Raw genomic sequence first — 22500 nt, forward strand, 5'->3', positions numbered from 1 at the left:
AGTGAAACATTTGAGTCTGGCGGAATTGATCAGGGAGCGCAGGAGTATTCGTAAATGTAACTCTACGCCGGTGGACCAGGAGTTAATTGTAGAATTACTGCGTAAGGCTATACGGCTTCAACCATTTGTTGAGTCTGGCTCGTGGCGTGTAGTATATGCCGGAACGCCGGAAGCGCGCAAACGGTTGGTGGACTGCATGCTGGAACAGATGTCACAGAGCAAGCTCGGCAAGCTGATTCCCGGGAAACTTCTGGATGTTTTTAAAAAGAGATTTACCGATATTCCTGCCCACGTCATTGTTATGTCCACTGTAGGACCGAATCGTCTGACCAATGACCGTAATTATGCGGCTGCCTGCGGGGTGATGCAGAGCTTCCAACTGCTGGGCTGGGAACGAGGGTTAGGCATGTTGTGGGATACAGAGTCCATGATTCAGCATGAAGGGTTCTTCAATGGTATTGGCTTACGTGAGGATGAAAGATTTGTTGGGATTCTTCATATAGGATATTACGACAAAGCGCCAAGAAGTCGGAAAAGGACACCAGCCGAGCAAAAGTGGACCGTATTGCGAGGACAGTCTACATAGAAGAGGAGGATATGAAAATGAAATTGTCAGATCTGGAAGGAGACATGGACGGTCCGAGTGAGTTTTTGGAACAACCGGTATCGCAGGATCTAATCCTTGAAATGCTCAATCATGCCGTATGGGCGCCAAATGATGGCCTCCGAGAGCCGTGGCGATTCATCTTTGCCGATAACCGGTATGGGGACATCATGCAGGGATTACAGGGGCCTGCCCCTGCATATCTTCTGGTCTTGGTGAAGGAAGAGGCGGATCAACATAAGCGAGAAGAAGACTTTGCGGCTGTCTGCTGCCTAATTCAGAATTTCCGCTTGCTGGCTCATGAGCAAAGTCTGGGCGTGCGTTGTTCCTTGCATGACTGGATGTACGACCCGAGCCGTACTGAAATGTTTGGTGTACTGAGTAACGAGCGCATTGCTGCGGTTCTGGAATTGGGATACGGTGAGAATCAGTGGAAAGGAAATACGGAGTTACCTGAGACTCAACTTCATTTTGAACTGCTGTAGGGGTGGAGATGATGGGATGAGACTCCAAATGGAAAACCTCGGCTCGTCATCGTCTTGAGCCGCTTATTACATAATAAATATAGGAGGTATGATTAGGGTCAAGAAGAAAATGTCCACAGCACTCAGTGCAGCTTTAATCGTTTCTATGCTGGCTACTGGCGTAATAGTCGCTATTCAAGGTACAACAACGTTAGAAGTAGCGAAGTCAGCAGGGGATAAAAAGGTTGAAGTTATTAAATAAAGCATACGCGAGACCTGCTAGAAAGTTAAAAAAACCTCAGCTCGGTTAACCCGGCTGAGGTTTTTTTCTGTATCATTATGCATTGAAAAAATGCATGCCTAGATGAAATAAGAATAGAAAAAAAGTAAAGTGATGCTGCGGTGCAAGAACTTCTACCAAATGCCTATTAGGCGTATCTAATCGTTATTTTCCCTTTAATTCGTTAAGCTGTTCACGAAACCGCAAAATCAGTAATAAACTTTAGAATTTTTTAATATCTTACCACTATTTTCTTAAACACTCTTTTCTAAAATGAGTGGAAAGGGAGGCAAAACAGGAAACAGAATGAAAGACTAAAGTTAACAGTGAAAGGAGGAATTTAGAAAACCATGAATAAATGGCTCCGTAAGGATGCTTCGGCGGCCATGTTCTTCCTTGTGCCAAGCGGCATCGGATTTGCACTCTTTTACCTTATCCCGTTTGCCATGGGCGTGTATTATTCGTTTATGAGCCATTCGGTAGACGGTCATTTTGTGGGACTCGATAATTATCGTGAGCTGCTCGGAAGTGCTTCTTTCCTCAAAGCAGCTTCCAACACGTTATACTTCAGTACGATCAGTGTTCCACTTATGATCCTGCTGTCATTGGGGCTCGCGATGCTTCTGCATAAAAATGTCTATATTCAAAAATGGCTTCGAACAGCTTATGTGATGCCGCTTGTTGTGCCCGCCGCCTCGATCATCATGATTTGGCAGATCCTTTTTGATTGGAATGGGTCCCTTAACGCCTGGCTGGATAGTTTCGGATACGGACGGGTGGATTGGATGAAATCCGAATCGGCACGTATAGTCGTGATTATGGTCTATATATGGAAGAACATAGGTTACAACGTTATCTTATTCCTTGCCGGGCTTCAGCAAATACCGAAGGATTACTATGAAACGGCTCGTATTGAAGGTGCAGGTCGTTTACGGCAATTTGGGAGTGTTACACTGGTTTATCTGACTTCAACGATGTTTTTTGTAGTGATTATGTCCATTATTAACTCATTTAAAGTGTTTCGGGAAACGTATCTGATTGCAGGCGACTATCCCCATGACAGTATTTACATGATGCAGCACTATATGAACAATATGTTCATATCACTCGACATTCAGAAACTAACCGCAGCGGCATCCTTGATGTTTGTCAGTATACTGCTGGTTGTTCTAGCTCTGTTTGCGATGGAGCGTCGGCATCGGCAGTACATGGAATAGGAGGTGAAGCAAAGTCTGTGCGAATAGTCTACATATTGAAAAATGGTGTGTTAACATTCATCCTGAGTGTTATTGCCTTGATCTTAATATCACCTATTGTGATTATATTCACAAATTCTATGATGACAGAACTGGAAATTGGGATCAATTATGGTCTCATCGGGCAAATGAATGAATCAGCCGTCGGTAGAGATGGTGTATTTGCAAACTTGAAACTGATACCGGATAAGGTGTCCTTTGCACAGTACGGCAAGGTATTTCTCGACAACCCGAAATATCTGATGATGTTCTGGAATTCGGTGTTCATGGTCGTACCGATTATTGTAGGTCAGACTCTTGTTGCGGCTCTGGCTGCCTATGCATTCTCCAAGCTAAAATTTCGCGGCCGGGACTCTATGTTTTTGGTATATGTCATGACGATGCTCATGCCATTCCAAGTCACGCTGGTACCCAATTACATTATGGTCGATATGCTTGGGATGCTGAATACTACAAGTGCTATCATTCTTCCTGGCATCTTCGCAGCTTTTGGCGTGTTTATGCTCAGACAATTCATGCTGGACATTCCCTACGCCTATATTGAAGCTGCCAAAATGGACGGAGCAGGACATTTAAGGATATTTGTTACGATGATTGTTCCGATGATCAAGCCAGGATTAGCGGCACTTGTGATTTTGCTCTTCGTTGATTATTGGAACATGGTGGAACAGCCTCTTATTTTTTTAGACGACCCGTTCAAGCAGCCGCTGTCCGTCTTTTTATCTACGATTAATCAAAGTGACAAGGGTATCGCTTTTGCTGCATCCATGCTCTATATGGCCCCGATGGTGATGGTATTTCTGTATGCGGAGTCGTATTTCATTGAGGGTATTCAATTATCCGGAGTTAAAGGTTAACTTTTCAGTGCTGGTTTTGGGAGGAGAAGAAAGGATATGGAGTTAAATACAGGGGCTGCTGAGCAAAGACGAAAGCGAATTATTGTAGTCGTGTTCATAAGCTTTATGGGATTGCTGCTGCTCTTCACATTGTTTAGCAATACGCTGCAATCGCTGACCTTACCGAAAGTGACTACGGAGCAGCCCAAAATGGGAGACATTCAGTTAGTTATTGAAGGTAGCGGAATCCTTCAGCCGATTGCTGAAGCCAAGTTATCCGGTTCAACAGAACGGAAGACTCAGCAGATTCTTGTGAAAGAAGGCGAACGTGTAAAGAAAGGACAGAAGCTTATCACCTATGATAGTCAATCGACAAAACAAGAAATTGAACTTGAAGTAACAAATCTGGATAAGCAGAAGATCGAGCAGCAGAATTTTCAGGACCAATTCATCCAATCGTCCCTCGAAGAAGATGAACTTAAGCTGCGCAGCGCACAACGTGAAATTGAAAAAGGCAAACTTGATATTGCTGCGCAGGAGCGCAAGATCAACGAAATGAGAGAAAAACTGTCCAAAGATCAGGTACTGACCGCTCCGTTCGACGGTATTATAACGAAGTTGAACGCGGTAGAAGGACTGGCTTCCGCAGGCGAACCAGATATCATTGTCTCGAACAGCGGGGAAGGTTACAAGTTCGAGGTTAATGCGGATGCAAAGCGTTTATCCAGGTTAGGGGTATCCATCGGAGAACAGGTCAAGGTAGAGGTAGATACAGATCAAGAGCAGCAAGCCAACAGCATGGATGGCATCATTGAAGAAATCATTAATGCGGAGCCACTTATAGAGGGAGCCTCTGATAAAGGAGCGGGGATGGTAACCATCCCGCAAAAGATCCTTCGTATTAAGCTCCTCAATGCCGAACTGAAGGGAGGTGAGCAGGCTCGGATTAAAATCGAGAAAAGTTCTCTCGATCAAGGGCTGCTTGTTTCCAATGAAGCTATTCATCAGGACCGGGAAGGCACTTATGTTTTTGTAGTCGAGGAGAAGCCGGGGGCACTCGGTAATGTATTTGTTGTTCGCAAAGTCAAGATTGAGTCCAGCGAGAAGAATGACAAAGAAACGATGATCCAAACCGACATCATCTACGCAGAGGATAAGATCATTCTGAACAGTAGCGAGCCTCTGCAAGATGGTGACCGTATCCGCTTGGAATAGTGAGACGTAACAATAAGAAGAGTTCAGGAGGAATTTTACAATGAAAAAATGGCTTTTGCTCCTTTCTATGGGGGCTATTATCACGAGTTTAACCGCATGCAGTTCAGGGGGAAGTAGTACAGCAGATAAAGTGACATCGAAAGATGGAAAAACAGTGCTTACCCTGTCTGTGACAGAGTCGACCCCATTCTATCAAACAGTGGAGAAAAAATTCGAAGAGAAATACCCGGACATCGATCTTCAGATCAATGCATATAAGACGGGAGAACAATGGGGATCAGGGGAATACGAGAAGTATCGGAATTCTATGAATACAGCCATGTTATCGGGAAAAAGCATGGATATCATTGAAGTTGATGACCTACCGTTGAAAGAATATGTAAGCAAAGGTTTTCTTCTCGACATGAACGACTTGCTCAATAAAGATCAGACATTGGATAAAGACGATTTGCAAATGAATATTTTGGACGGTTTGAAGGTGAATGATGGAATGTATACCGTACCTTTGGGGTACAGGTTACGAGCATTTGTAGGAGATGGGGAAATGCTGAGCAACGCTAATGTTAAGTTTGATGATAAGACCTGGAACTGGAAGGAGTTTGAGAAGGTTTCAAAGGAAGTAATCCAAAAGAAAAGTGGTACCGATAAGCTTTATGCCTTAGCGTCCTACCCGCCGGAACTCCTCTTTCAGGAGATGCTTGTTGAGAACTACGCTGCATTTGTCGATCCTTCGGCCAAAAAGGCAACATTCGATTCTCCCGAATTTGTGAATCTGTTCGAGCAGGTTAAACAAATGTACGAGGAAGAGATTGTGACATCGGAAGAAGCAAAGCCGGGCAATCAAATGTTCAATTCCACATCAATTACGTCGCCAATTGATTTTATCGAAGGTCCCTACATGCTTTTTGATCAACCCAAGCTGCTGCAATCACCGCAGGCGGGAGAAACCGGAGATCGAAAAGGCTCGCGAGTATCTACTATAAAACAGTTCGCAATCCATGCCAAATCGCCCGTAAAGGATGAGGCCTGGAATTTCATCAGCTTCTTATTGTCGGAAGAAGTGCAAATGTTACAAGATCGAGAAGGATTCTCGATGCTTAAATCCGTGAATGAAAATAAGATTGATAATCTTCGAGAAAAAGTTAAAAATGGCGAATACAAGCTTCCAAATGGGGAGATGGCAAAAGTATCGGATGAACAGTTCGCCGTGTTTAAACAAGTTGTTCAATCCGCCGATCAATATGTAGATCTGGATGTTAAAGTGTTAAGTATTGCCGGAGAAGAGTCCGTTGCATTCTTCAGCGGACAGAAAACTGCCGAGGAAGTAGCCAAACTGATCCAAAACCGGGTCACAACTTATCTAAACGAATAGGTAAATGGCGGGAAGCAGCCTGCATTCGTGCTATGCTTCCTGCTTCACAGAATGAAAAGCGGGCAAATGTCTTTTTATACAGGGAGGTAGATTCATGTATAGGCCGAAAAAAACATATGTGACAATACTACTCACTGCCGCCGTGTTGGGTCATTTCATGGCCCTTGACGTATACGGGGCATCCACGGCTGATCACCTCGTTTCCAAATCTACTGTAGCCACGTCTGGTCTGACATTAGATCAACTGGGATCAGTTTCGTTGAAGCAGAGCGTCCATGTAAAGCTGACGGAGATGGATGTTTTTACTCAGCCAGGTGGAAGTATTCTCATATATACGCTTCGTTACAGTAACAGCAGCGGCAATAGAATGGATCTTATCGATTATTTTTCCAAGGTTTCTACGCCGAGTGGTACGACTATAAAAGGAAAAGCAGTGACCCGTGATGCTGATAAACGAACGGTGCCTGCGAACAGCAGCCTGTCTGTGACGTACTATGCAAACATTGGAAACTCGACAAAGGTCAATGGGATCAAAATTTCCATGTTCGGATGGGATTTTAACAGTACAAATTATCAGAAAAAGCTGGGACAATTCACGGTTCCTGCCCAGTACTCATCTGTAATTCCGATAGGTAAGAGCAAAAAGATCACAATAAATAATCTTCCTGTTACAGCCAAGGTGGATACCTTGCAGAGGTATAAAATTAATGGAAAAGTGTATGTTCAATTGGGACTCAGGCTCTCAAACGGAGGAACCAAAATGCTGAGTGACCCTGGATATAAAGCATATCTAAGGTCAGCGGGCGGTTCAACATTTCAGCTTGTACCCGATTCAGCCAGCTCAGGCTACAAGCTTCAGTCTCAGGAGAGCAGAGTCATCAGTTATTGGGCTGAGATACCCTCCACGATGAAGACACATGGCATGACTCTGCAGCTTGCGCAGGAAGATGAAGTATTGAAGATCCAGATCCCAGTGCAATCGTTCAACCTTCCCGATGCAGCCCCGGATGTTGCTGTAGTGCAGGGCAAAAGCACCAAGATCATGATGAAACAGCAGCCAGTCACGGTCAAGGCGGAACGGATGCAGCGAATGAATCATAATGGAAAAGTATACATGAGAGTGGCCGTTCAATATGCAAACAGGGGCAAGAAGGTACTAAGCGATCCCGGATATAAAGCACAACTGAAATCGGCCGGGGGCTCAGTATTCGATCTTGTGCCTGAGGATGATACAGGGAGCAGCTTCAAGATCCAGCCAGGGCAGAAACGAACGATATATTATTTAGCAGAGGTTCCATCCAACCTTAAAGCAGAACTTATGACGATGCAATTTACGCAAGAAGACGAAACGTTGAACATGATGCTACCCGTAAAAACCTTCAAGCTGCCAGCTGTTACCGCTGATAAGCCTGTGCCGGATTATGGCATCAGAAAAATTTCGATGAGCCATCAAACGATTGAAACGCAGCTGAAATATGCTTCTGTATATACTGAGAACAATACTGGCAAATGGAATATTCAATTCCGCATTAAAAATCTCGGTGAAAAATCCGTGAAGCTGCCAGCTTATGAGCTTTCTATTAATACGGATGAAGGCTACAGCATTCCGGTGAACGCCAAGGCAATTGACCATGTTACCCTGAAGCCGATGGAGGAGAAGCTTATTGATCTGGATGTAGATGTGCCATTGCATATGAAACAGAATACGCTGCAGCTGCAATTGACGGAGCCTGCTACGGAAGGGAAGATTAGCTTCCCGACGGCACTTTATAAAGTTCCATATGCTCAAGAAGGCAAAAGCCATCCGGGCTTAGAAGATATCATTGAGAATAGTCACGGGACATTTGGCGTGAAGCTTAGCTCATATCAGCGGCTGCCATGGGGAGATAAAGATCAGATCGTAGCCCGAATCAGCATTCGTAATACCAAAACGACGACCGTGCAGCTGCCTGTGCTGAAAGCAGCAATAAATGCTGGAATGCGGGATCTCAGTAGTACAGGCCAAATCGTGGTACAGGATAACCAAACGACCTTGGCGCCCAATGAAACCGCGGAACTCTATGTCCTTGCTAACATGCCGTATTCGTATAATTTCAATCAATTACGAATTGAGCTCCAGGAAACAGCAGGCGAAGACGTTACTAAATTTCTGTCGTTGAACTTCAACCCGTTCAACAACGCTATGAGCCTGGTTCCTGCAGGCGACGCTTATCCCATCCATACTCCAGGCAAGAAAACAGAAGTCCGTGAACGCTTGACCACCATTTACCATGATGCTAAGTCCAATCTAATGTACACGGAACTGGAAATGACCAACCAGGAAAAACGGCAATCCAAGCAGTCACAGTTAGTTGCTTACTACAAAACACCAGATAACGAGTATTTTGAGGCAGAGGTCAGCCAATCGTCCGCCAAGACCAGTCCGAAAGGAAAAAACCTGGTGACGGTCTGGAGCAAGCTTCCACTAAATGTGAATACTTCGCAGCTTGAACTGTATGTCGGAGAAGGGGTTGCGAATGGAAAGATGGCAGATGTCGGGGATGAACTCACGGGCTCTATTAATACTGTTCGTTTAGCACTTAGCCCTAGAGTTGTACAACCAGCAACGAACCTGCAACATGTGGAATTGTTTCCGTATCAGCTCAACATTACGAGAGGTGAGGGGACGCTTAGCGCAGGGAAAGATATGCTTAATATTGTTATTTATTATGATCTCTTAAGAAATGGAGATTATGAGACAGGTTCTACTGACCATAAGCTCATTATGGAAGTCATTGACCCGAGCGGGAAATCCATAGAGAAGATATTAACACTCGGTACCGATTTAACCGTTGGCAACAATAAATCATACTTCATGAACTTGAATACCAACTTCAGCAAAATCGTAACTAGTGGGACAGTTCGAATCAATCTGTATGATGAGTTCCAAGGGCGAAGAATGTTGCTCGGAAGTCAAGTCTATCCATTCATATATGAAGAGCAGGAGAATAAACCAGATAGCGAATAAAAATAATAATACACATGCTATTGAAGGACAACATCTCTGGAGATATGATACTATATTTTCGGAGATGTTTTTTGTCGACGGACAAGAACATACTCCCATCAAGGTCACTATTTTAGGCGACTTTTTATTATATCGGTACAAGTTCGTATCCCAGATACGGTCAACCTGCATTGTATGAAGAAGGAGAATGGCAGTACAATCACAGGTATGACAGAGACTAATCATGGAGTTGCGTTCCATGCCTGACTCAAAGTAGGGAACTTATATTAGTAATAACAATTCATGTCGAGGGACTGATAGGGTGATAGGGATGAGAAGACTTGAGTCGGATATGTCAGTAAACAACGAATTGTTTTCTGATATTGTCAGGTACGAACACGAAACGATAAGCGGTACGACCATAATCAACTCAAATGTTGGTTCACCCATATTTTGGAACTGTAACCTGCAACATCTTATATTTGATACCTGCGATCTTACAAATGCGAGATTTTTTGCCGGTAGTACGATTGATCATTGTACATTTATTCGTTCCGACTTGCGCTCTGTTGGCATCGCCAAAGACGAAGCTGTTTTCACCAATTGCGAATTTTCCTCCTGTGATATGAGAGGGATGACATTGGAGAACGCTACGTTTATCGACTGTACTTTTTATAAATGTAGATTCAATGACCGGATTTTACAAGCAGCGAATATCGTCAATTGTTCCTTTACCGGCAAGCTAGTGGATATTACGTTTGAGGGAAATGGCCAACAAAAGCTAATCGCCAATTTTGAAAACTGCATCCTTGACGGTGTTCGTTTTGTAAGCTGTGATCTGACGCAATGTATACCGCCAAAATCCAAAAACCATTTATATGTTGAACAGGTATCCGCACGTGTGAAAAATGCTCTGACGAAGATAGACGATGACCCTACTCTATCTGACGATGATCGGAAAGTACTGATACGCAGTCTGCGCAAGCTGGCGCAAATGGAACAATATATATTTAACACAGCGCAGATGAAGAAAATATATGGTGATTTTTTTGTTGAACAATTTTTCAGCAGTCTGGATTGTAACATTGTGTAAACAAGAGACAAAATTTTAAAAATGGATTGAAGTGAAAGGAAAGGGGCCGCTGCACCAAAACATCATAACTGATTGAGCTTGCTTTCAGGCTCTTCACCATTTTCTACACGTTTTATATTCTTTATAAAGAAATCATATCTTGTTTTATGAAATTTCCGACCATCAGGCATTCCTGCTGTATGGGGAGTAAGTATCACATTACCCAGATTCCGGAGCTCACTGTCAATCGGAAGCGGTTCAGATTCAAACACATCCAGGCATGCACCTGAAATATCCCCGTTTTTTAATGCATCAATCAAGTCTCTTTCGTTAACAATGCCGCCGCGGGCTGTATTGATAAAAAGAGTGGTATTTTTCATTTTTTTGAATGCCGCTTTGTTGATCAGCTGTTTGGTTTGCTGATTCAAGGGTACATGTACACTGACGATGTCCGATGTGCTTACAAGAGTATCGAAGTCCGTCATTTTCACAAAAGCGTCCGATTGTACAGTGGCATTTTTCGCATTCGCCAGCACATTCATATCAAAAACCCTGCAAAACGAAGCTACTTTTTTTCCAATAGCACCCAAACCGATAATTCCAATCGTTTTTCCTTTTAACTCACTCCCTGCATAGTCCAATTGATTTTCATCCATCTTGTTTTTCATGAAAGTATCAAGAAACGGTATGTTTTTATAATAAGACAATATCAGTGCCATTACGTGTTCGGCCACTGCCTGTGCATTCACTCCTCCAGCATTGGCCACCCAAATGCCGCGCTGTGTACAGGCAGGGACATCCACATTATCAAATCCTGCACCCGTCTGTACCAATTTTAATTTTTTTGCGTTAGAAAGCAGACTGTGATCCACTTTAATATGTTCAGGGATGATTACCTGGCTATCTTCAATATGATCCAACATTTCTTTTCCGGGCGGAACAATTACAACGTTCCAGTCTTGCGGAAAACACCTTGTAATATTTGATTTTGAGGTCTCGCTAAAATAGCCAACGATGAGAATTTTCATTGCTAAGCCACCTTTCATAAGCTATACCGTTCTTCGAATAAAACCCGATTGATGCACGTCATTTTATCCTTTTAATACAATTTTATCAAGAAAATCTCGCCAAGTTCTATTGAATTGGAATGGAAAAGAATCAAGATAAACAATATACTAGCTATATAGTTTTTTATTGAGGTGAATATCAAATGGATGAAATCGATGAGTCAAAACAAATTGTACTACAAATCGGCGGTGCATTAAAAAAGTATAGAAAAGAAAAAAACATGACCTTAGACGACTTATCAGAATTAACGGGCGTAAGCAAACTTACTCTGGGGAATATCGAACGTGGTGAGACAAATCCAACTTTGGCCATCATATGGAAAATTTCAAAAGGTATATCTTTACCGCTATTGGCTTTGTTCACATCAGAGAAACCTGTTAGTTTGTATCGAGCAGGGGAGGGACTGCGGTTTTCTAATGATGAGAAAAATTGGATCATTGAACCCGTCTTTAAAAGCAACGATATTGAAATGTGTCGGGCTTACTTACAGCCAAATAGCTCGTATTACCCTGAAGGTCACCATGTGAATACCACTGAAATTGCGACAGTAATGACGGGTTCCATCGAGTTACAAGTCAATGGAGAGATTTACACATTGAATCAATATGATACGATCAGTTTTCGTGCAGATTATCCGCACGCTTATACCAATCATACGAATAACGAAACAGTGCTCCATATTTCCTTAAAATATGGTTTCTAGTCGTCGAAAATTCACTTATTAAATGCAACTCCGAATTCCATGACGGGAATTCAGAGTTGTATTTTTTATTCAATTTTAGTATATCATAAAATAATTATTGTTTATTAAAGTATATTATACTATACTTTTGTTATTCGCGCGGATGTTATAGCAAAGTTTTCAGCCAACAAGTAGCAAAAATAAGACGTAATAATTCAGGAAGGAGAAATGAAGAATGCCGAATAAACAAAATAATAAATTCGTGCCAGCCTCTGCAGCGCTGATCATTCTCGGCATTATTGTTATTGCAGCTAATTTACGTACTCCCTTAACCTCAGTTGGTCCTTTAGTGGGTTTTATAAGGGATGACGTTCATATTTCAAATACATTAGCAGGTCTGATCACAACGGTACCCTTGCTTGCTTTTGCTTTATTATCACCTCTTGTACCAAAATTAGGACGGAGGTATGGGGTTGAGCGTATCATTTTGATTGCCCTAATCTTTCTGACTGTTGGTATTGTAATACGATCTTTATCTGGCGCAGCTAATCTCTTTATTGGAACAGCAGTTCTTGGATTCGCCATTGCCGTTTGTAATGTATTATTGCCCAGTATAATTAAACGGGATTTCCCAAATAAAATTGGATCCATGACAGGCGTTTACTCCATTTCAATGAATTTATCTGGGGCAATCGCTTCGGGAGTCAGTGTACCGCTAGCCATAAACGGAGGGCTAAAATGGCAAGGAGCACTTGCGGTATGGGGGATACTAAGCTTTGTATCGATCCTGTGTTGGTTACCCCAATTAAGAAATCAAACGAACCAAACAGCCAAGACGAGTCAACAGATGGCCAGCAACGATGTGAATGTCTGGCGATCTCCGCTTGCCTGGCAAGTAACAATCTTTATGGGGATACAGTCCATGGTTTTCTATGTGTTGATCGCATGGTTGCCCGAAATTTTAAAGCAGCAAGGAATTGAATCCAACCAATCAGGCTGGTACCTCTCGATCATGCAGTTAGCGATGCTTCCATTTACCTTTATTGTCCCTGTTATTGCTGGGCGTATGTCTAACCAACGTTTGTTAGTAATCATCACAACCATTTTGCTTTTGACGGGGACACTCGGACTTCTTTACGGAAGTTCCAATGTCATTCTGTTGTGGATCGTCATACTCGGAATTGGTGGAGGTTTCGCCTTTAGTTTGGCCATGATGTTTTTCGGATTGCGCACTGAAAATGCGCATCAAGCAGCGGAACTATCTGGCATGGCCCAATCGATCGGATATCTTCTTGCCGCAATCGGTCCAGCCCTTATAGGATATCTGCACGATGCAACAAATAGTTGGAACCTGCCACTTTTCATTCTTCTTGGGGCTTCGGTCTTACTCTTTTTAGTTGGTATCGGAGCAGCGAGTAATCGTGTTGTAGGTAGTCAAAATAGATACGAAATCTCACGGAAAGGATGATAACTATGTTTGACAAAATTCTGGTCGCCATTGATAAAGGTGAAATAACGAACAAACTCCTTGATGCAACCGTTGAAATAGCCCAAAATAAACAAGTTCAAGTTACCTTGGTTCATGTTAGCCAGAGTTATGTGCCAATCGGCATGACGTTTTTACCAGAGAATTTTCTGGAAGACATAATGAACGAAATGGAGAAAGCGAGTTTGGAACAGTTGTATCAAGCCAAATCTAAATTAAAGTCTGCGGGAATTAACCCGGAAACTGTTCATCTTAAGGGAGATCCCGGGCATGAAATATTGAATTATGCAAGGGATACCGAGCAGCAACTTGTTATTATCGGAAGCCGTGGGCTAAGGGGCATAAAAGAAATGATGCTTGGAAGTGTCAGCCACAAGGTTTCACAGCTATCAAGTTGCCCGGTCCTCATTGTACATTAACCCTCTAGGAACTGGAGAACGTTAATAGTATAAATAAGTGTTAGAAATCATTCCGCTTGGGGTTCAAACAGAATTCATGACAGATCTCAAAAACTCAATACCATGAAATAATAAAAAGCCCGCAAAAACGCGGGCTTTTGTTCGTTTTAACATCAAGTATACATTACCTGCCGGAAATTTCATTCAGCGAGATTTCTTGTTCCTCCAGCAGTCGTTTCAGCTTTTGGCGCTGCCGTTTTTCCTTCTGACGGCGCTCTTTGTCCTCAGCCTTTAGAGCCTTGAGCAGGGAGAAACACATACCAATAAGGACAATAGCGAACGGCAATGCGGTTACAATGGATGCCGTCTGGAGGCCAGTTAACCCCCCGCTGATTAGCAGTACTACCGCGATAGAGGACTGCATGATTCCCCAGGTTAATTTCACTCTTGCACTTGGGTCCAGCTTGCCATCTGAAGTAAGCATGCCCAGTACAAAGGTAGCTGAATCAGCCGACGTAATAAAGAAGATCATGATCAGCATTGTGGCGATGAATGCCACGATCGTGCCCAAAGGCAGCTGCTCCAGCATAAGGAATAAAGCGGTTGTTGTATCTTCCTTGACAGCCTCCGCCAGATGAGCGGCATTGAACAATTCCATGTGAAGTCCTGTTCCGCCAAAGACGGAGAACCAGATAAATCCGAAAAGACTTGGAATAACCATGACGTAAATTACAAATTCCTTTATGGTTCTTCCTCTGGATACCCTTGCGATAAAAGTGCCGACAAAAGGAGCCCACGAGATCCACCATGCCCAGTAAAATAACGTCCATGCTCCAATCCAGGTTTCTCTTGAGAACGGGGTCAGTCTCAAACTCATGTTAATAATGTTCTGCATGTAACTGCCCAAGGTCGTCGTGAATGTGTCAAATATGAAAGAAGTCGGACCAGTCACTAATACAAACATCATCAATAGCACAGCTATAACGAGGTTGGTGTTGCTCAGAATCTTAATCCCTTTATCCAGACCGGTGGTTGCCGAGATCAAAAACAGTACGGTTACAACTATGATAATGACAACCTGAGACAGAGTCGAGTTAGGAATACCGAATAAGTGATTCAGACCCCCGCCGATCTGAAGTGCACCCAGCCCAAGCGAGGTCGCAACACCAAAGATGGTGGAAATGACCGCCAGAATATCAATGACCTTTCCAAGCCAGCCTGCAGCAAGACGCTCACCTATCAGAGGAATAAAGGTGGAACTGATCAGCCCTTTGTATCCTTTCCGGAACTGGAAGTAAGCAAGCGCTAGGCCGATGACGGTATAGATAGCCCAAGGATGCAGCCCCCAGTGGAAAAAGGAATAACGCATTGAAAGTATGGCTGCTTGCGTTGTTTCGGGTACCGCCCCCTCAGGGGCAGATAAATAGTGGGATAGCGGTTCAGCTACTCCCCAAAAAACCAGCCCAATGCCCATACCAGCGCTAAACAGCATGGACAGCCAGGAAAGCGTAGAATACTCCGGCTCATCATCGTCATCCCCAAGCCTAATACCGCCAAATCGGCTGAACGCCAGATAAAAAGCAAAGACCAGGAAGAACAGTGTCGCTAGCAAATAAAACCAGCCAAAATTCTGAATAGAGAAGTTGTAGGCAACATTAGCCACATCCGCCAGCTGATCAGGAGCGACGGCTCCCCATATTGCAAATAGTGCAACGATGATAATTGTGATTGTAAATACCATGATGAGACCTCCGTTATGTAAGCTTCAGCCAACTGTTCCTTAGTATGTGCTAGTCCGACTTGTAATATTTCGGAAAGCTAGCTTTTGATAACTTAAAACAAACTGCAGTGTAATGAAACACCCGTCGGTTTATTCGTTCCCTTTTTAGTGAGGAATTAGTGACAAAGATTCAGGATTTAATTAGGATATTTGTATTAATTCAGAATCCGAGCATAATTATTTATGCATAAGAACGAATACCCATTATGGTCGCTATTTTTGCGGCTTTTTGTTGTATCACATAGACTTTTATCTGTAAATACAAGGAGTTATAACGTTCAAAATAGAATTCTAGTTTAGAGTGATTGTCTACTTCCAATATTAGTAATATTGGTCAAGTGACACGATTCACCTATTAAAGGGATATTACTTCTTATCCTTTTATGAAAAAATTGAAGGGATTGATACGGATGAAAACTAAACAATTATTAGATATGAATAATAACGTGAACAACGGCATGTACGGTTTTATTGAAATTCCAGGTAAACAAAAAATGAATTGGTTTGAAAGCGAGGAACAAATAAATGAAATTGGTCTTACAAAATGTAGAGAAGAGTTTTGGTGAAAAAAAAGTATTAGCCAATTTAAGTTTTCAATTTGAAAAGGGAAAGATCTATGGCCTTCTTGGGCGCAATGGCGTCGGAAAAACAACGTTATTCAATTGTTTAGGTGGCGAGATCCAAGTGGATGGCGGCAAAATGAAACTTGTCAACGGATCTAAAACGCGTGACTTGGAAATGGATGATGTAGGATACGTTTACTCTTTGCCACTGTTACCAGAATTTCTGACAGGATATGAATTTGTACGTTTTTTCATCGATGTTAACGTAGATGTGATTGAAGGACGAGGAAACAATATTGATGCCCTGTTTGATATGATGCACATTGCTCAGGATGACCGACATAAGCTCATTAAACATTACTCGCATGGGATGAAAAAAGTGATTTAAAAAAAGATCATATCCTAATTTTCTCGACCTATATATTGCAATTGGCAACGGATCTGTGTGATGAGTTAATTATTTTAAATTATGGGAGTTTAACACAGATTTCACCCGAAATCCTTACTCAGCCCGACTTTGAAGAACAGGTAATTGAATTATTACGGAATGAAAGCCAAAGCGGAAGTACGAAGGAGAACGCCGATGACGGGAATGATTAGTACAATTTCTCGCATATGGCAGTTACAGATGATTACGCTGGTCAACCGTTTGGTCTATTTCACGCAAAAGTTACCGTTTGTAGGTCATTTAATCAGTGAACAAACTTATGCTGCTTTTCGGACGAAACGTGCAATTGGTGCAATTGCGGTTATTTTATTATTTGTCGCTGGTTTATTGGAAAGCTTATTATATTTCGGGGGAATGTTTGTATTGCCCATGCTCTTATGGACAGAGAATGTTAATCCTACGGAGCATTTTAACCTTCTTCTTCACATGTATTTTTGCATAAGTGGCGTAATGGCTGGGGTAACGAGTGCAAAAGTGTTGGAATCAAACAAAATGAAGTATACATCTATCCGACTTATGCGGATAAACCCAACCAAATTTATGCGAGCTACGCTATTTTATCGGTATACGACATTTTTCATCTATCAAGGGATTGCTATGACTCTGGTTGCGGTACTTTTTAAATTTTCAATTCCTCATGCATTGCTGATTGTGGGAATGATGACTTTTTGGCGAGTGATATGTGAATCTTTACATTTGGCATTATTTAAATGGAAAGGCATTATTCTTGTACAGAAAATATGGGCTACGAGTTTGAGCATGTTGCTGGCACTGACTTTTGCTTACCTTCCCTTCACAAAACTAAACCTTCCTCTATTTGGATCTGTGATATTGGATCAACCGGGGCTTTTGATACTGATATCGTTGTTCGGGGCTATCTGTGGGTATGTTTTACTAAAACATACGGATTTCACATCTGCAGTGCGCGCAGTAATAAACCATGCTGATCCATTGTTAAATCCAGAAATACGGATGGCTGATCTTCAACAGAGAATGGTTCAGTCAAAAGAACATGATCTTAGTAGCCCTACGTCGTCTAACCTTCATGTCAACGAGCAGCGCACATTAGAAAAAAAGGGATACGAGCAATTACATGAAATTTTGGTTACCAGGCACACCGCTCTCCTCCGTGCACCGTTCCACAGACGTTTATTGGCTATTATGATCATAGGCATACTCCTACCTTTATTGGTACTCATTTTCAAAAATCATCTTTCACTAGATTCAATTGAAAGATTCTCACCTTTGATCATTATGTTCATGCTAAATCTGACCGTAGGTAGCCAGATTTGTAAGGCTCTATTCTACCATGTTGATGAGCCGTTGATGCGCTATCCATTTTACCGCCAGCATGCGAAGCAGCATTTTCTGTTACGATTTAGAAGTATATTAAGCATAAATCTTAAGTTAGGTTCTTGTTTAGCAGCTGTAGTAAGTGTATCTATACTTGTATTAACTGGAGGACAAGATATAAGTTCACTACTTCCTATCTGGGTTACAACCATTGCACTGGCTGTATTTTTCTCAGTACATCATCTGTTGTTATACTATGTGATTCAACCTTATACCACTGAGTTGGAAACCAATAGTCCTCTTTTCTCATTCGTAAACGGCCTTATTTCATTGAGTTTTGTTGTGGCGATGTATCTAGGACCTCCGCTATGGGTACTAACCGCTATTATCATCGTGTTGACTATAGCCTATCTATCCATTGCTGTCCTTCTCGTAACCAAATATGCTCAAAACAATTTTAGAGTGAAATGAGAAGGAGTTTCCAAAGCATTGAGTCTTAATCCCCACTAGGGCCTATGTAATGTAGGAGGGATGAGATTCAATGCTTTTTTTGATTATGAGGAGGCATTATAAAGGGGATTTTTAACAGAAAAGGATGTTGGAGAAGGGCTGAATGTTCAGCAAGTTTATTAGCAACATTGCTTCTGTTTTAATCTAATCGTTATTTTGTGATAAATGTTTTCCCTTTTTTATTGCAGGAAAATGGGAATCAGAGCACGAAATATGTTGATAATTATGCTATAAAAGTTGCTTTGTGCACAATGATGTATCCAAAGCTGGATGTGCTTGAGCAAAGAGAAAGGTGTGTCACTATCCATGAAAGAACCATCTGAACACCTCATTGCCATGCTAGGTCAGCCTTATGATTCCAGGCGTGTTCTACAAGTATTGCAATCCTTCGGTGTCAAACGTATGCCGAAGGCGAGTGATTATTTTAGTGACGACATTATTTGGTCTGTAAAGTCATCTATCCGCCTAGACGTTTATCGCTCACCGAAAATTCATGAACTGACTGGACGTGACGATCTGAACACGGATGAATGGATAATCGGCGCCGTCCATTTTCTTGCTCCTGGATCGGATGACCGAATCCATACCCCGTTTCCAGGACAGCTTCCTGCCGGAATGACAATGAACTCAACGCCAGATATGTTGATTCGTGAATACGGTCAACCTGCATTGTATGAAGAAGGGGAATGGCTCGGGGGCAGCGGTCCGTTTCTGGCTTGGCGTGAATCCGGCATCAATGTCGCCATTGAGTATGAAAAGAACGAGGACGACAGTGCAATGACATGTTATACTGCCTGTTTAGTTGGATGTATCGGCGCTTGGCGAAAGGATTACCCGGAGGTTTTTGCTCCCTGAAGAAATCAAAAAAAGAAGCACCCACGCTTGTCTGCACACCCATGGTAGGACTGAGACCAAGCATGGAGGGGCGTTCCATTCCTAGCTCAAATTAGGGAACATATATTAGTAATAACAATTCATGTCGAGGGACTGATAGGGTGATAGGGGTGAGAAGACTTGAGTCTAATATGTCAGTAAACAGCGAATTATTTTCTGATATTGTCAGGTACGAACACGAAACGATAGGCGGTACGACCATAATCAACTCAAATGTTGGTTCACCCATATTTTGGAGCTGTAACCTGCAACATCTTATATTTGATACCTGCGATCTTACAAATGCGAGATTTTTTGCCGGTAGTACGATTGATCATTGTACATTTATTCGTTCCGACTTGCGCTCTGTTGGCATCGCCAAAGACGAAGCTGTTTTCACCAATTGCGAATTTTCCTCCTGCGATATGAGAGGGATGACATTGGAGAATGCTACGTTTATCGACTGTACTTTTTATAAATGTAGATTCAATGACCGGATTTTACAAGCGGCGAATATCGTCAATTGTTCCTTTACCGACAAGTGACCTGACACAATGTATTCCGTCAAAATCCAAAAATCATCTGTATGTTGAACAGATATCCGCACGTGTGAAAAATGCTTTGATGAAGATAGACGATGACCCTAATCTATCTGAAGATGATCGGAAGGTACTGGTACGCTGTCTTCGCAGGCTTGAGCCTATGGAACAATATATTTTTAACACAGCCCATATGAAGAAAATATATGGTGATGTTTTGGTTGAACGATTTTTCAGTAGTCTGGATTGTAACATGGCGTAGATTTTCTCGAACGATTCCGTAGAATGATGAAGCGCGCTGTATAAGTTATCGCAATAATGGGGAGTGTAGAAGAAAAAAGGTGGAAGAGAAATGTTCCGATTATTCATTTTGATACCCTGTTTTTTTCTGTTGCTTGGAACAACTTATAGTGCCTGGGGAGCAGAGATTACCGGATCTTCTCTCATAAAAGATCTTCAAAAAGGCGGATACATCCTTTATATCCGACATGGAGATGCAACTGTAGGGGCAGATCAACAAAACTTTAGTCTAACAGATTGCACTACGCAGCGGAATTTAAGTGTATTGGGAAAGGAACAAGCTGAAAAATATGGCGAGGCTATCCGTAAATTAAACATTCCCCTCCAAATACCTGTAGAAGCAAGTCCTTTATGTAGAACCCTCCAAACGGCTCAGATTGCTTTTGGTACACAACAGGTAAAAGTAAATGATTTCTGGTTAAACATATATAATCTCAGTCAAAATCCGAGCACTGAAAAAATAAATAGTACATTGCGAGCATTTACAAATGAAATTGAGCAAATACCTCCGACTCATGTTAACAGAGTAATTATAGCCCACTCTTTTCCTCCCGGGATAGGAGTAGGAGAACTTGCGAGTATGGAGACCGTTATTCTAAAACCACTGGGAGATCAAAAAGGGTATGAGGTTATTGGAAAATTGACATTAGAAGATGTTTTACAGCTAGCCGGAGTGTCAAATTAGATCAAAGATTGTATTTCAAGAGGAAAAATTTAAAAAAATGGATTGAAGTAAAAAGAGAGGGGCCGCTTTTGGTGACAAAAGTTGCCCTTCTTTGATTTCCTCTTGTATTTATCTTATTTCCCGTTGGTCTTGTCCAAATCAGTTTGCCCGATATATGGAATTCAAGTAATTCGAAATTGATGAAGCATCATCAATGGAGGTACGCATTGCAATATATCCGTCAGGACGAATCAATACAAGTTCTTTACTTGTTACATCGTAAATTCGATAGGCATTACCTGCTGTGTCTATTAAACCTTCCGCTGCCCTCTCCACGTTGGATGGCAGAATATAATGTATGTTGAGTTCGTTGTTGGTGAAGTTCTTCAGCGAAGGATCGACGCTGTTTGCAAAAGCCAAAAGCGTCCAGTGTTGGCCTCGCAATAGGTCAAAGAGACTTCCTGCAAATCCGGTGCCTTGCAGGCCCGTAGCATTAGGAGCACGATCCCCAGGAAATGAACGGGTAGCATTTGTTCGAGCAGAACGACGGGTAAGCGAACTTGAGCGATAGGAAATGAGTAGCCCACTCGTCAGATCGTCGGATATGGTGCTCAACGATTGGGACAACCCTCCGCCTTCAGTCGCCGTTCCTATGACCACTCCCATCTTCTTCGTGCTGTCCTCAAGAACAGCTTGAGCCACTGGGCGGCGCTCCTCATCGTACGTGTCGAGTAAGGCGGTGTCCGCTCCTCGTATCACATCCGCCAGCTTCCAGCCGAGATTGTACGCGTCCTGCATCCCCGTATTCATGCCTTGACCACCGGCCGGCGAATGAACATGAGCAGCATCGCCGGCAAGGAAGACCCGGCCGTTGCGGTAACATTCAACCATACGAACGTTCACCCGGTAGATGGACAGCCAGGAAGCAGCCGTAAGCCGAACACGTCCGGCCCCTGCGCGACGATCAAACATGGCTTGATACGCCTCTAGCGAAGGCTGCTCTGGTTCTTCGATGTCTTCCGGAATTGTAGCCTGCAGTTGCCAAATATCGGATTTTGGCAGAGGGGTCACCCCGATCATCCCCTCCGAAGAAGTCCAGATATGGATATGGTCACGATCTAACCCTTCCAATCGTACATCGCCAAGATACCATCGCTCTTGATCGTGTGTTTCCCCAACCAGCGGTAAGTGAATAAACTTGCGGATATTGCTTTTGCCCCCGTCAGCGCCAACTACATAACGAGCGCGAATTTGCTCTTCTCCTTGTGGTGAATTCACGGTTATCGTTACACCATCCTCATCCTGAACAAGACTTATGGCTTCCATGCCCAACTCAACTTGACCGTCAAGCATTGCATATCGGTCGCGCAATGCTTTTTCTACATCATATTGAGCAATCCAGACCGGATCGCGATAGGGTGTTTCAAGTTCGGGGCTGGCTGCAACGGTAATAGACGGCTTGTCCACACTCCTGCCATCTGCGGTATAATAACGAACAGGCAAATCCACAACACCTGTGTCAATAATGTAGTGGACGGCCTCCAAATCATCCACAACTTCAAGCGAGCGAGGCTGTATTCCTTTGGCGCGAGAAGCAACGTTAAATAAGGAGCTTCGTTCAATAATACGATGGTCGATGTTTCGACGGGCCAGATCACAGGCAAGGGTAAGCCCTGTAGGACCGGCCCCGACAATAAGAACATCAACAAAAGACGGCTTGGTATTCATGAATAGAATCCTCCTTGATCATTGATTTGATATGCTACATTTGTTATACTACACCGTGCAGTGTAGTTTGTAAACAGAACAGA

General features: G+C 42.8%; 22 protein-coding genes. 19 read left to right on the top strand and 3 right to left on the bottom strand.

Annotation, left to right across the window (positions count from 1 at the left end; all coding sequences use genetic code 11):
- The first annotated feature begins 1 nt into the window (after window position 1).
- The 9 genes from F0220_RS16060 (at window position 2) to F0220_RS16095 (ending at window position 10106) form a co-directional block, all read left to right on the top strand.
- Window positions 2-586 carry a nitroreductase family protein gene (locus tag F0220_RS16060; RefSeq protein WP_223199701.1) on the top strand — a complete coding sequence of 195 codons (585 nt, stop codon included), beginning with the start codon at window positions 2-4 and terminating at the stop codon, window positions 584-586.
- A 17-nt stretch (window positions 587-603) separates the two neighbouring features.
- Window positions 604-1089 (top strand): nitroreductase family protein, encoded by a 486-nt coding sequence (locus tag F0220_RS16065; protein WP_105598869.1) that lies wholly within the window; start codon window positions 604-606, stop codon window positions 1087-1089.
- Between the two features lie 88 nt (window positions 1090-1177).
- On the top strand, window positions 1178-1330 hold the full coding sequence (locus F0220_RS32515; RefSeq protein WP_179198702.1) for a hypothetical protein: 153 nt from the start codon (window positions 1178-1180) through the stop codon (window positions 1328-1330).
- Between the two features lie 368 nt (window positions 1331-1698).
- Complete coding sequence (locus F0220_RS16070) at window positions 1699-2565, top strand: carbohydrate ABC transporter permease (RefSeq protein ID WP_105598870.1); 867 nt, start codon at window positions 1699-1701, stop codon at window positions 2563-2565.
- Window positions 2566-2582: 17 nt separating this feature from the next.
- Window positions 2583-3461 (top strand): carbohydrate ABC transporter permease, encoded by an 879-nt coding sequence (locus tag F0220_RS16075; RefSeq protein WP_091020998.1) that lies wholly within the window; start codon window positions 2583-2585, stop codon window positions 3459-3461.
- A 36-nt stretch (window positions 3462-3497) separates the two neighbouring features.
- A complete protein-coding gene (locus F0220_RS16080) occupies window positions 3498-4655 on the top strand; it encodes an efflux RND transporter periplasmic adaptor subunit (protein ID WP_105598871.1) in 1158 nt (385 codons plus the stop codon).
- A gap of 40 nt (window positions 4656-4695) precedes the next feature.
- Window positions 4696-6027 carry an ABC transporter substrate-binding protein gene (locus F0220_RS16085; protein WP_105598872.1) on the top strand — a complete coding sequence of 444 codons (1332 nt, stop codon included), beginning with the start codon at window positions 4696-4698 and terminating at the stop codon, window positions 6025-6027.
- Between the two features lie 94 nt (window positions 6028-6121).
- Window positions 6122-9034, top strand: coding sequence for a hypothetical protein (locus tag F0220_RS16090; protein WP_105598873.1), 2913 nt, complete (start codon window positions 6122-6124; stop codon window positions 9032-9034).
- Window positions 9035-9344: 310 nt separating this feature from the next.
- On the top strand, window positions 9345-10106 hold the full coding sequence (locus tag F0220_RS16095; protein WP_105598874.1) for a pentapeptide repeat-containing protein: 762 nt from the start codon (window positions 9345-9347) through the stop codon (window positions 10104-10106).
- Between the two features lie 62 nt (window positions 10107-10168).
- Here F0220_RS16095 and F0220_RS16100 read toward each other — a convergent pair whose 3' ends face one another.
- Window positions 10169-11131, bottom strand: coding sequence for an NAD(P)-dependent oxidoreductase (locus F0220_RS16100; protein ID WP_223199702.1), 963 nt, complete (start codon window positions 11129-11131; stop codon window positions 10169-10171).
- A 164-nt stretch (window positions 11132-11295) separates the two neighbouring features.
- Here F0220_RS16100 and F0220_RS16105 point away from each other — a divergent pair, with 164 nt between their 5' ends.
- From F0220_RS16105 to F0220_RS16115, 3 genes are all read left to right on the top strand, one after another.
- Window positions 11296-11856 carry a helix-turn-helix domain-containing protein gene (locus tag F0220_RS16105; protein ID WP_091021004.1) on the top strand — a complete coding sequence of 187 codons (561 nt, stop codon included), beginning with the start codon at window positions 11296-11298 and terminating at the stop codon, window positions 11854-11856.
- 214 nt (window positions 11857-12070) lie between these two features.
- Window positions 12071-13303, top strand: a complete 1233-nt coding sequence (locus F0220_RS16110; protein ID WP_105598876.1) for a CynX/NimT family MFS transporter — start codon at window positions 12071-12073, stop codon at window positions 13301-13303.
- 5 nt (window positions 13304-13308) lie between these two features.
- On the top strand, window positions 13309-13740 hold the full coding sequence (locus F0220_RS16115) for a universal stress protein (RefSeq protein ID WP_105598877.1): 432 nt from the start codon (window positions 13309-13311) through the stop codon (window positions 13738-13740).
- 163 nt (window positions 13741-13903) lie between these two features.
- Here F0220_RS16115 and F0220_RS16120 read toward each other — a convergent pair whose 3' ends face one another.
- Window positions 13904-15460, bottom strand: coding sequence for a glycine betaine uptake BCCT transporter (locus F0220_RS16120; RefSeq protein WP_091021007.1), 1557 nt, complete (start codon window positions 15458-15460; stop codon window positions 13904-13906).
- Window positions 15461-15909: 449 nt separating this feature from the next.
- Between F0220_RS16120 and F0220_RS32520 the strand changes: the two genes are divergently transcribed.
- The 7 genes from F0220_RS32520 (at window position 15910) to F0220_RS16145 (ending at window position 20710) form a co-directional block, all read left to right on the top strand.
- Complete coding sequence (locus tag F0220_RS32520) at window positions 15910-16065, top strand: hypothetical protein (protein ID WP_179198703.1); 156 nt, start codon at window positions 15910-15912, stop codon at window positions 16063-16065.
- Window positions 16025-16450 (top strand): ATP-binding cassette domain-containing protein, encoded by a 426-nt coding sequence (locus tag F0220_RS16125; protein ID WP_223199703.1) that lies wholly within the window; start codon window positions 16025-16027, stop codon window positions 16448-16450. The genes F0220_RS32520 and F0220_RS16125 overlap by 41 nt, the downstream gene beginning before the upstream one ends.
- A 159-nt stretch (window positions 16451-16609) precedes the next feature.
- Window positions 16610-18274, top strand: coding sequence for a hypothetical protein (locus tag F0220_RS16130; RefSeq protein ID WP_188310482.1), 1665 nt, complete (start codon window positions 16610-16612; stop codon window positions 18272-18274).
- Between the two features lie 345 nt (window positions 18275-18619).
- Window positions 18620-19168: a hypothetical protein gene (locus tag F0220_RS16135; RefSeq protein ID WP_105598879.1), complete on the top strand. Its 549-nt coding sequence runs from the start codon at window positions 18620-18622 to the stop codon at window positions 19166-19168.
- A gap of 170 nt (window positions 19169-19338) precedes the next feature.
- The gene (locus F0220_RS32930; RefSeq protein WP_223199994.1) at window positions 19339-19731 is read left to right on the top strand and encodes a pentapeptide repeat-containing protein; all 393 of its coding nucleotides are present in this window, start codon (window positions 19339-19341) and stop codon (window positions 19729-19731) included.
- A complete protein-coding gene (locus F0220_RS32935; protein ID WP_223200027.1) occupies window positions 19634-19987 on the top strand; it encodes a hypothetical protein in 354 nt (117 codons plus the stop codon). The genes F0220_RS32930 and F0220_RS32935 overlap by 98 nt, the downstream gene beginning before the upstream one ends.
- A gap of 90 nt (window positions 19988-20077) precedes the next feature.
- Window positions 20078-20710 carry a histidine phosphatase family protein gene (locus F0220_RS16145; protein ID WP_091021010.1) on the top strand — a complete coding sequence of 211 codons (633 nt, stop codon included), beginning with the start codon at window positions 20078-20080 and terminating at the stop codon, window positions 20708-20710.
- Window positions 20711-20848: 138 nt separating this feature from the next.
- On the opposite strand, the gene F0220_RS16150 is transcribed toward F0220_RS16145, so the two are convergent.
- The gene (locus F0220_RS16150) at window positions 20849-22417 is read right to left on the bottom strand and encodes an FAD-dependent monooxygenase (RefSeq protein ID WP_105598880.1); all 1569 of its coding nucleotides are present in this window, start codon (window positions 22415-22417) and stop codon (window positions 20849-20851) included.
- Window positions 22418-22500: the final 83 nt, after the last annotated feature.

The sequence above is a fragment of the Paenibacillus sp. 37 genome (genome assembly GCF_008386395.1).
Taxonomy (GTDB): Bacteria; Bacillota; Bacilli; order Paenibacillales; family Paenibacillaceae; genus Paenibacillus; species Paenibacillus amylolyticus_B.

Bases quoted from the DNA above. Each gene is read 5' to 3' on its own strand.
- F0220_RS16065 (WP_105598869.1), top strand. From the start codon at position 604: ATGAAATTGTCAGATCTGGAAGGAGACATGGACGGTCCGAGTGAGTTT.
- F0220_RS32515 (WP_179198702.1), top strand. From the start codon at position 1,178: ATGATTAGGGTCAAGAAGAAAATGTCCACAGCACTCAGTGCAGCTTTA.
- F0220_RS16070 (WP_105598870.1), top strand. From the start codon at position 1,699: ATGAATAAATGGCTCCGTAAGGATGCTTCGGCGGCCATGTTCTTCCTT.
- F0220_RS16080 (WP_105598871.1), top strand. From the start codon at position 3,498: ATGGAGTTAAATACAGGGGCTGCTGAGCAAAGACGAAAGCGAATTATT.
- F0220_RS16085 (WP_105598872.1), top strand. From the start codon at position 4,696: ATGAAAAAATGGCTTTTGCTCCTTTCTATGGGGGCTATTATCACGAGT.
- F0220_RS16090 (WP_105598873.1), top strand. From the start codon at position 6,122: ATGTATAGGCCGAAAAAAACATATGTGACAATACTACTCACTGCCGCC.
- F0220_RS16095 (WP_105598874.1), top strand. From the start codon at position 9,345: ATGAGAAGACTTGAGTCGGATATGTCAGTAAACAACGAATTGTTTTCT.
- F0220_RS16100 (WP_223199702.1), bottom strand. From the start codon at position 11,131: ATGAAAGGTGGCTTAGCAATGAAAATTCTCATCGTTGGCTATTTTAGC.
- F0220_RS16105 (WP_091021004.1), top strand. From the start codon at position 11,296: ATGGATGAAATCGATGAGTCAAAACAAATTGTACTACAAATCGGCGGT.
- F0220_RS16110 (WP_105598876.1), top strand. From the start codon at position 12,071: ATGCCGAATAAACAAAATAATAAATTCGTGCCAGCCTCTGCAGCGCTG.
- F0220_RS16115 (WP_105598877.1), top strand. From the start codon at position 13,309: ATGTTTGACAAAATTCTGGTCGCCATTGATAAAGGTGAAATAACGAAC.
- F0220_RS16120 (WP_091021007.1), bottom strand. From the start codon at position 15,460: ATGGTATTTACAATCACAATTATCATCGTTGCACTATTTGCAATATGG.
- F0220_RS32520 (WP_179198703.1), top strand. From the start codon at position 15,910: ATGAAAACTAAACAATTATTAGATATGAATAATAACGTGAACAACGGC.
- F0220_RS16125 (WP_223199703.1), top strand. From the start codon at position 16,025: ATGAAATTGGTCTTACAAAATGTAGAGAAGAGTTTTGGTGAAAAAAAA.
- F0220_RS16130 (WP_188310482.1), top strand. From the start codon at position 16,610: ATGAAAGCCAAAGCGGAAGTACGAAGGAGAACGCCGATGACGGGAATG.
- F0220_RS16135 (WP_105598879.1), top strand. From the start codon at position 18,620: ATGAAAGAACCATCTGAACACCTCATTGCCATGCTAGGTCAGCCTTAT.
- F0220_RS32930 (WP_223199994.1), top strand. From the start codon at position 19,339: ATGTCAGTAAACAGCGAATTATTTTCTGATATTGTCAGGTACGAACAC.
- F0220_RS32935 (WP_223200027.1), top strand. From the start codon at position 19,634: ATGCTACGTTTATCGACTGTACTTTTTATAAATGTAGATTCAATGACC.
- F0220_RS16145 (WP_091021010.1), top strand. From the start codon at position 20,078: ATGTTCCGATTATTCATTTTGATACCCTGTTTTTTTCTGTTGCTTGGA.
- F0220_RS16150 (WP_105598880.1), bottom strand. From the start codon at position 22,417: ATGAATACCAAGCCGTCTTTTGTTGATGTTCTTATTGTCGGGGCCGGT.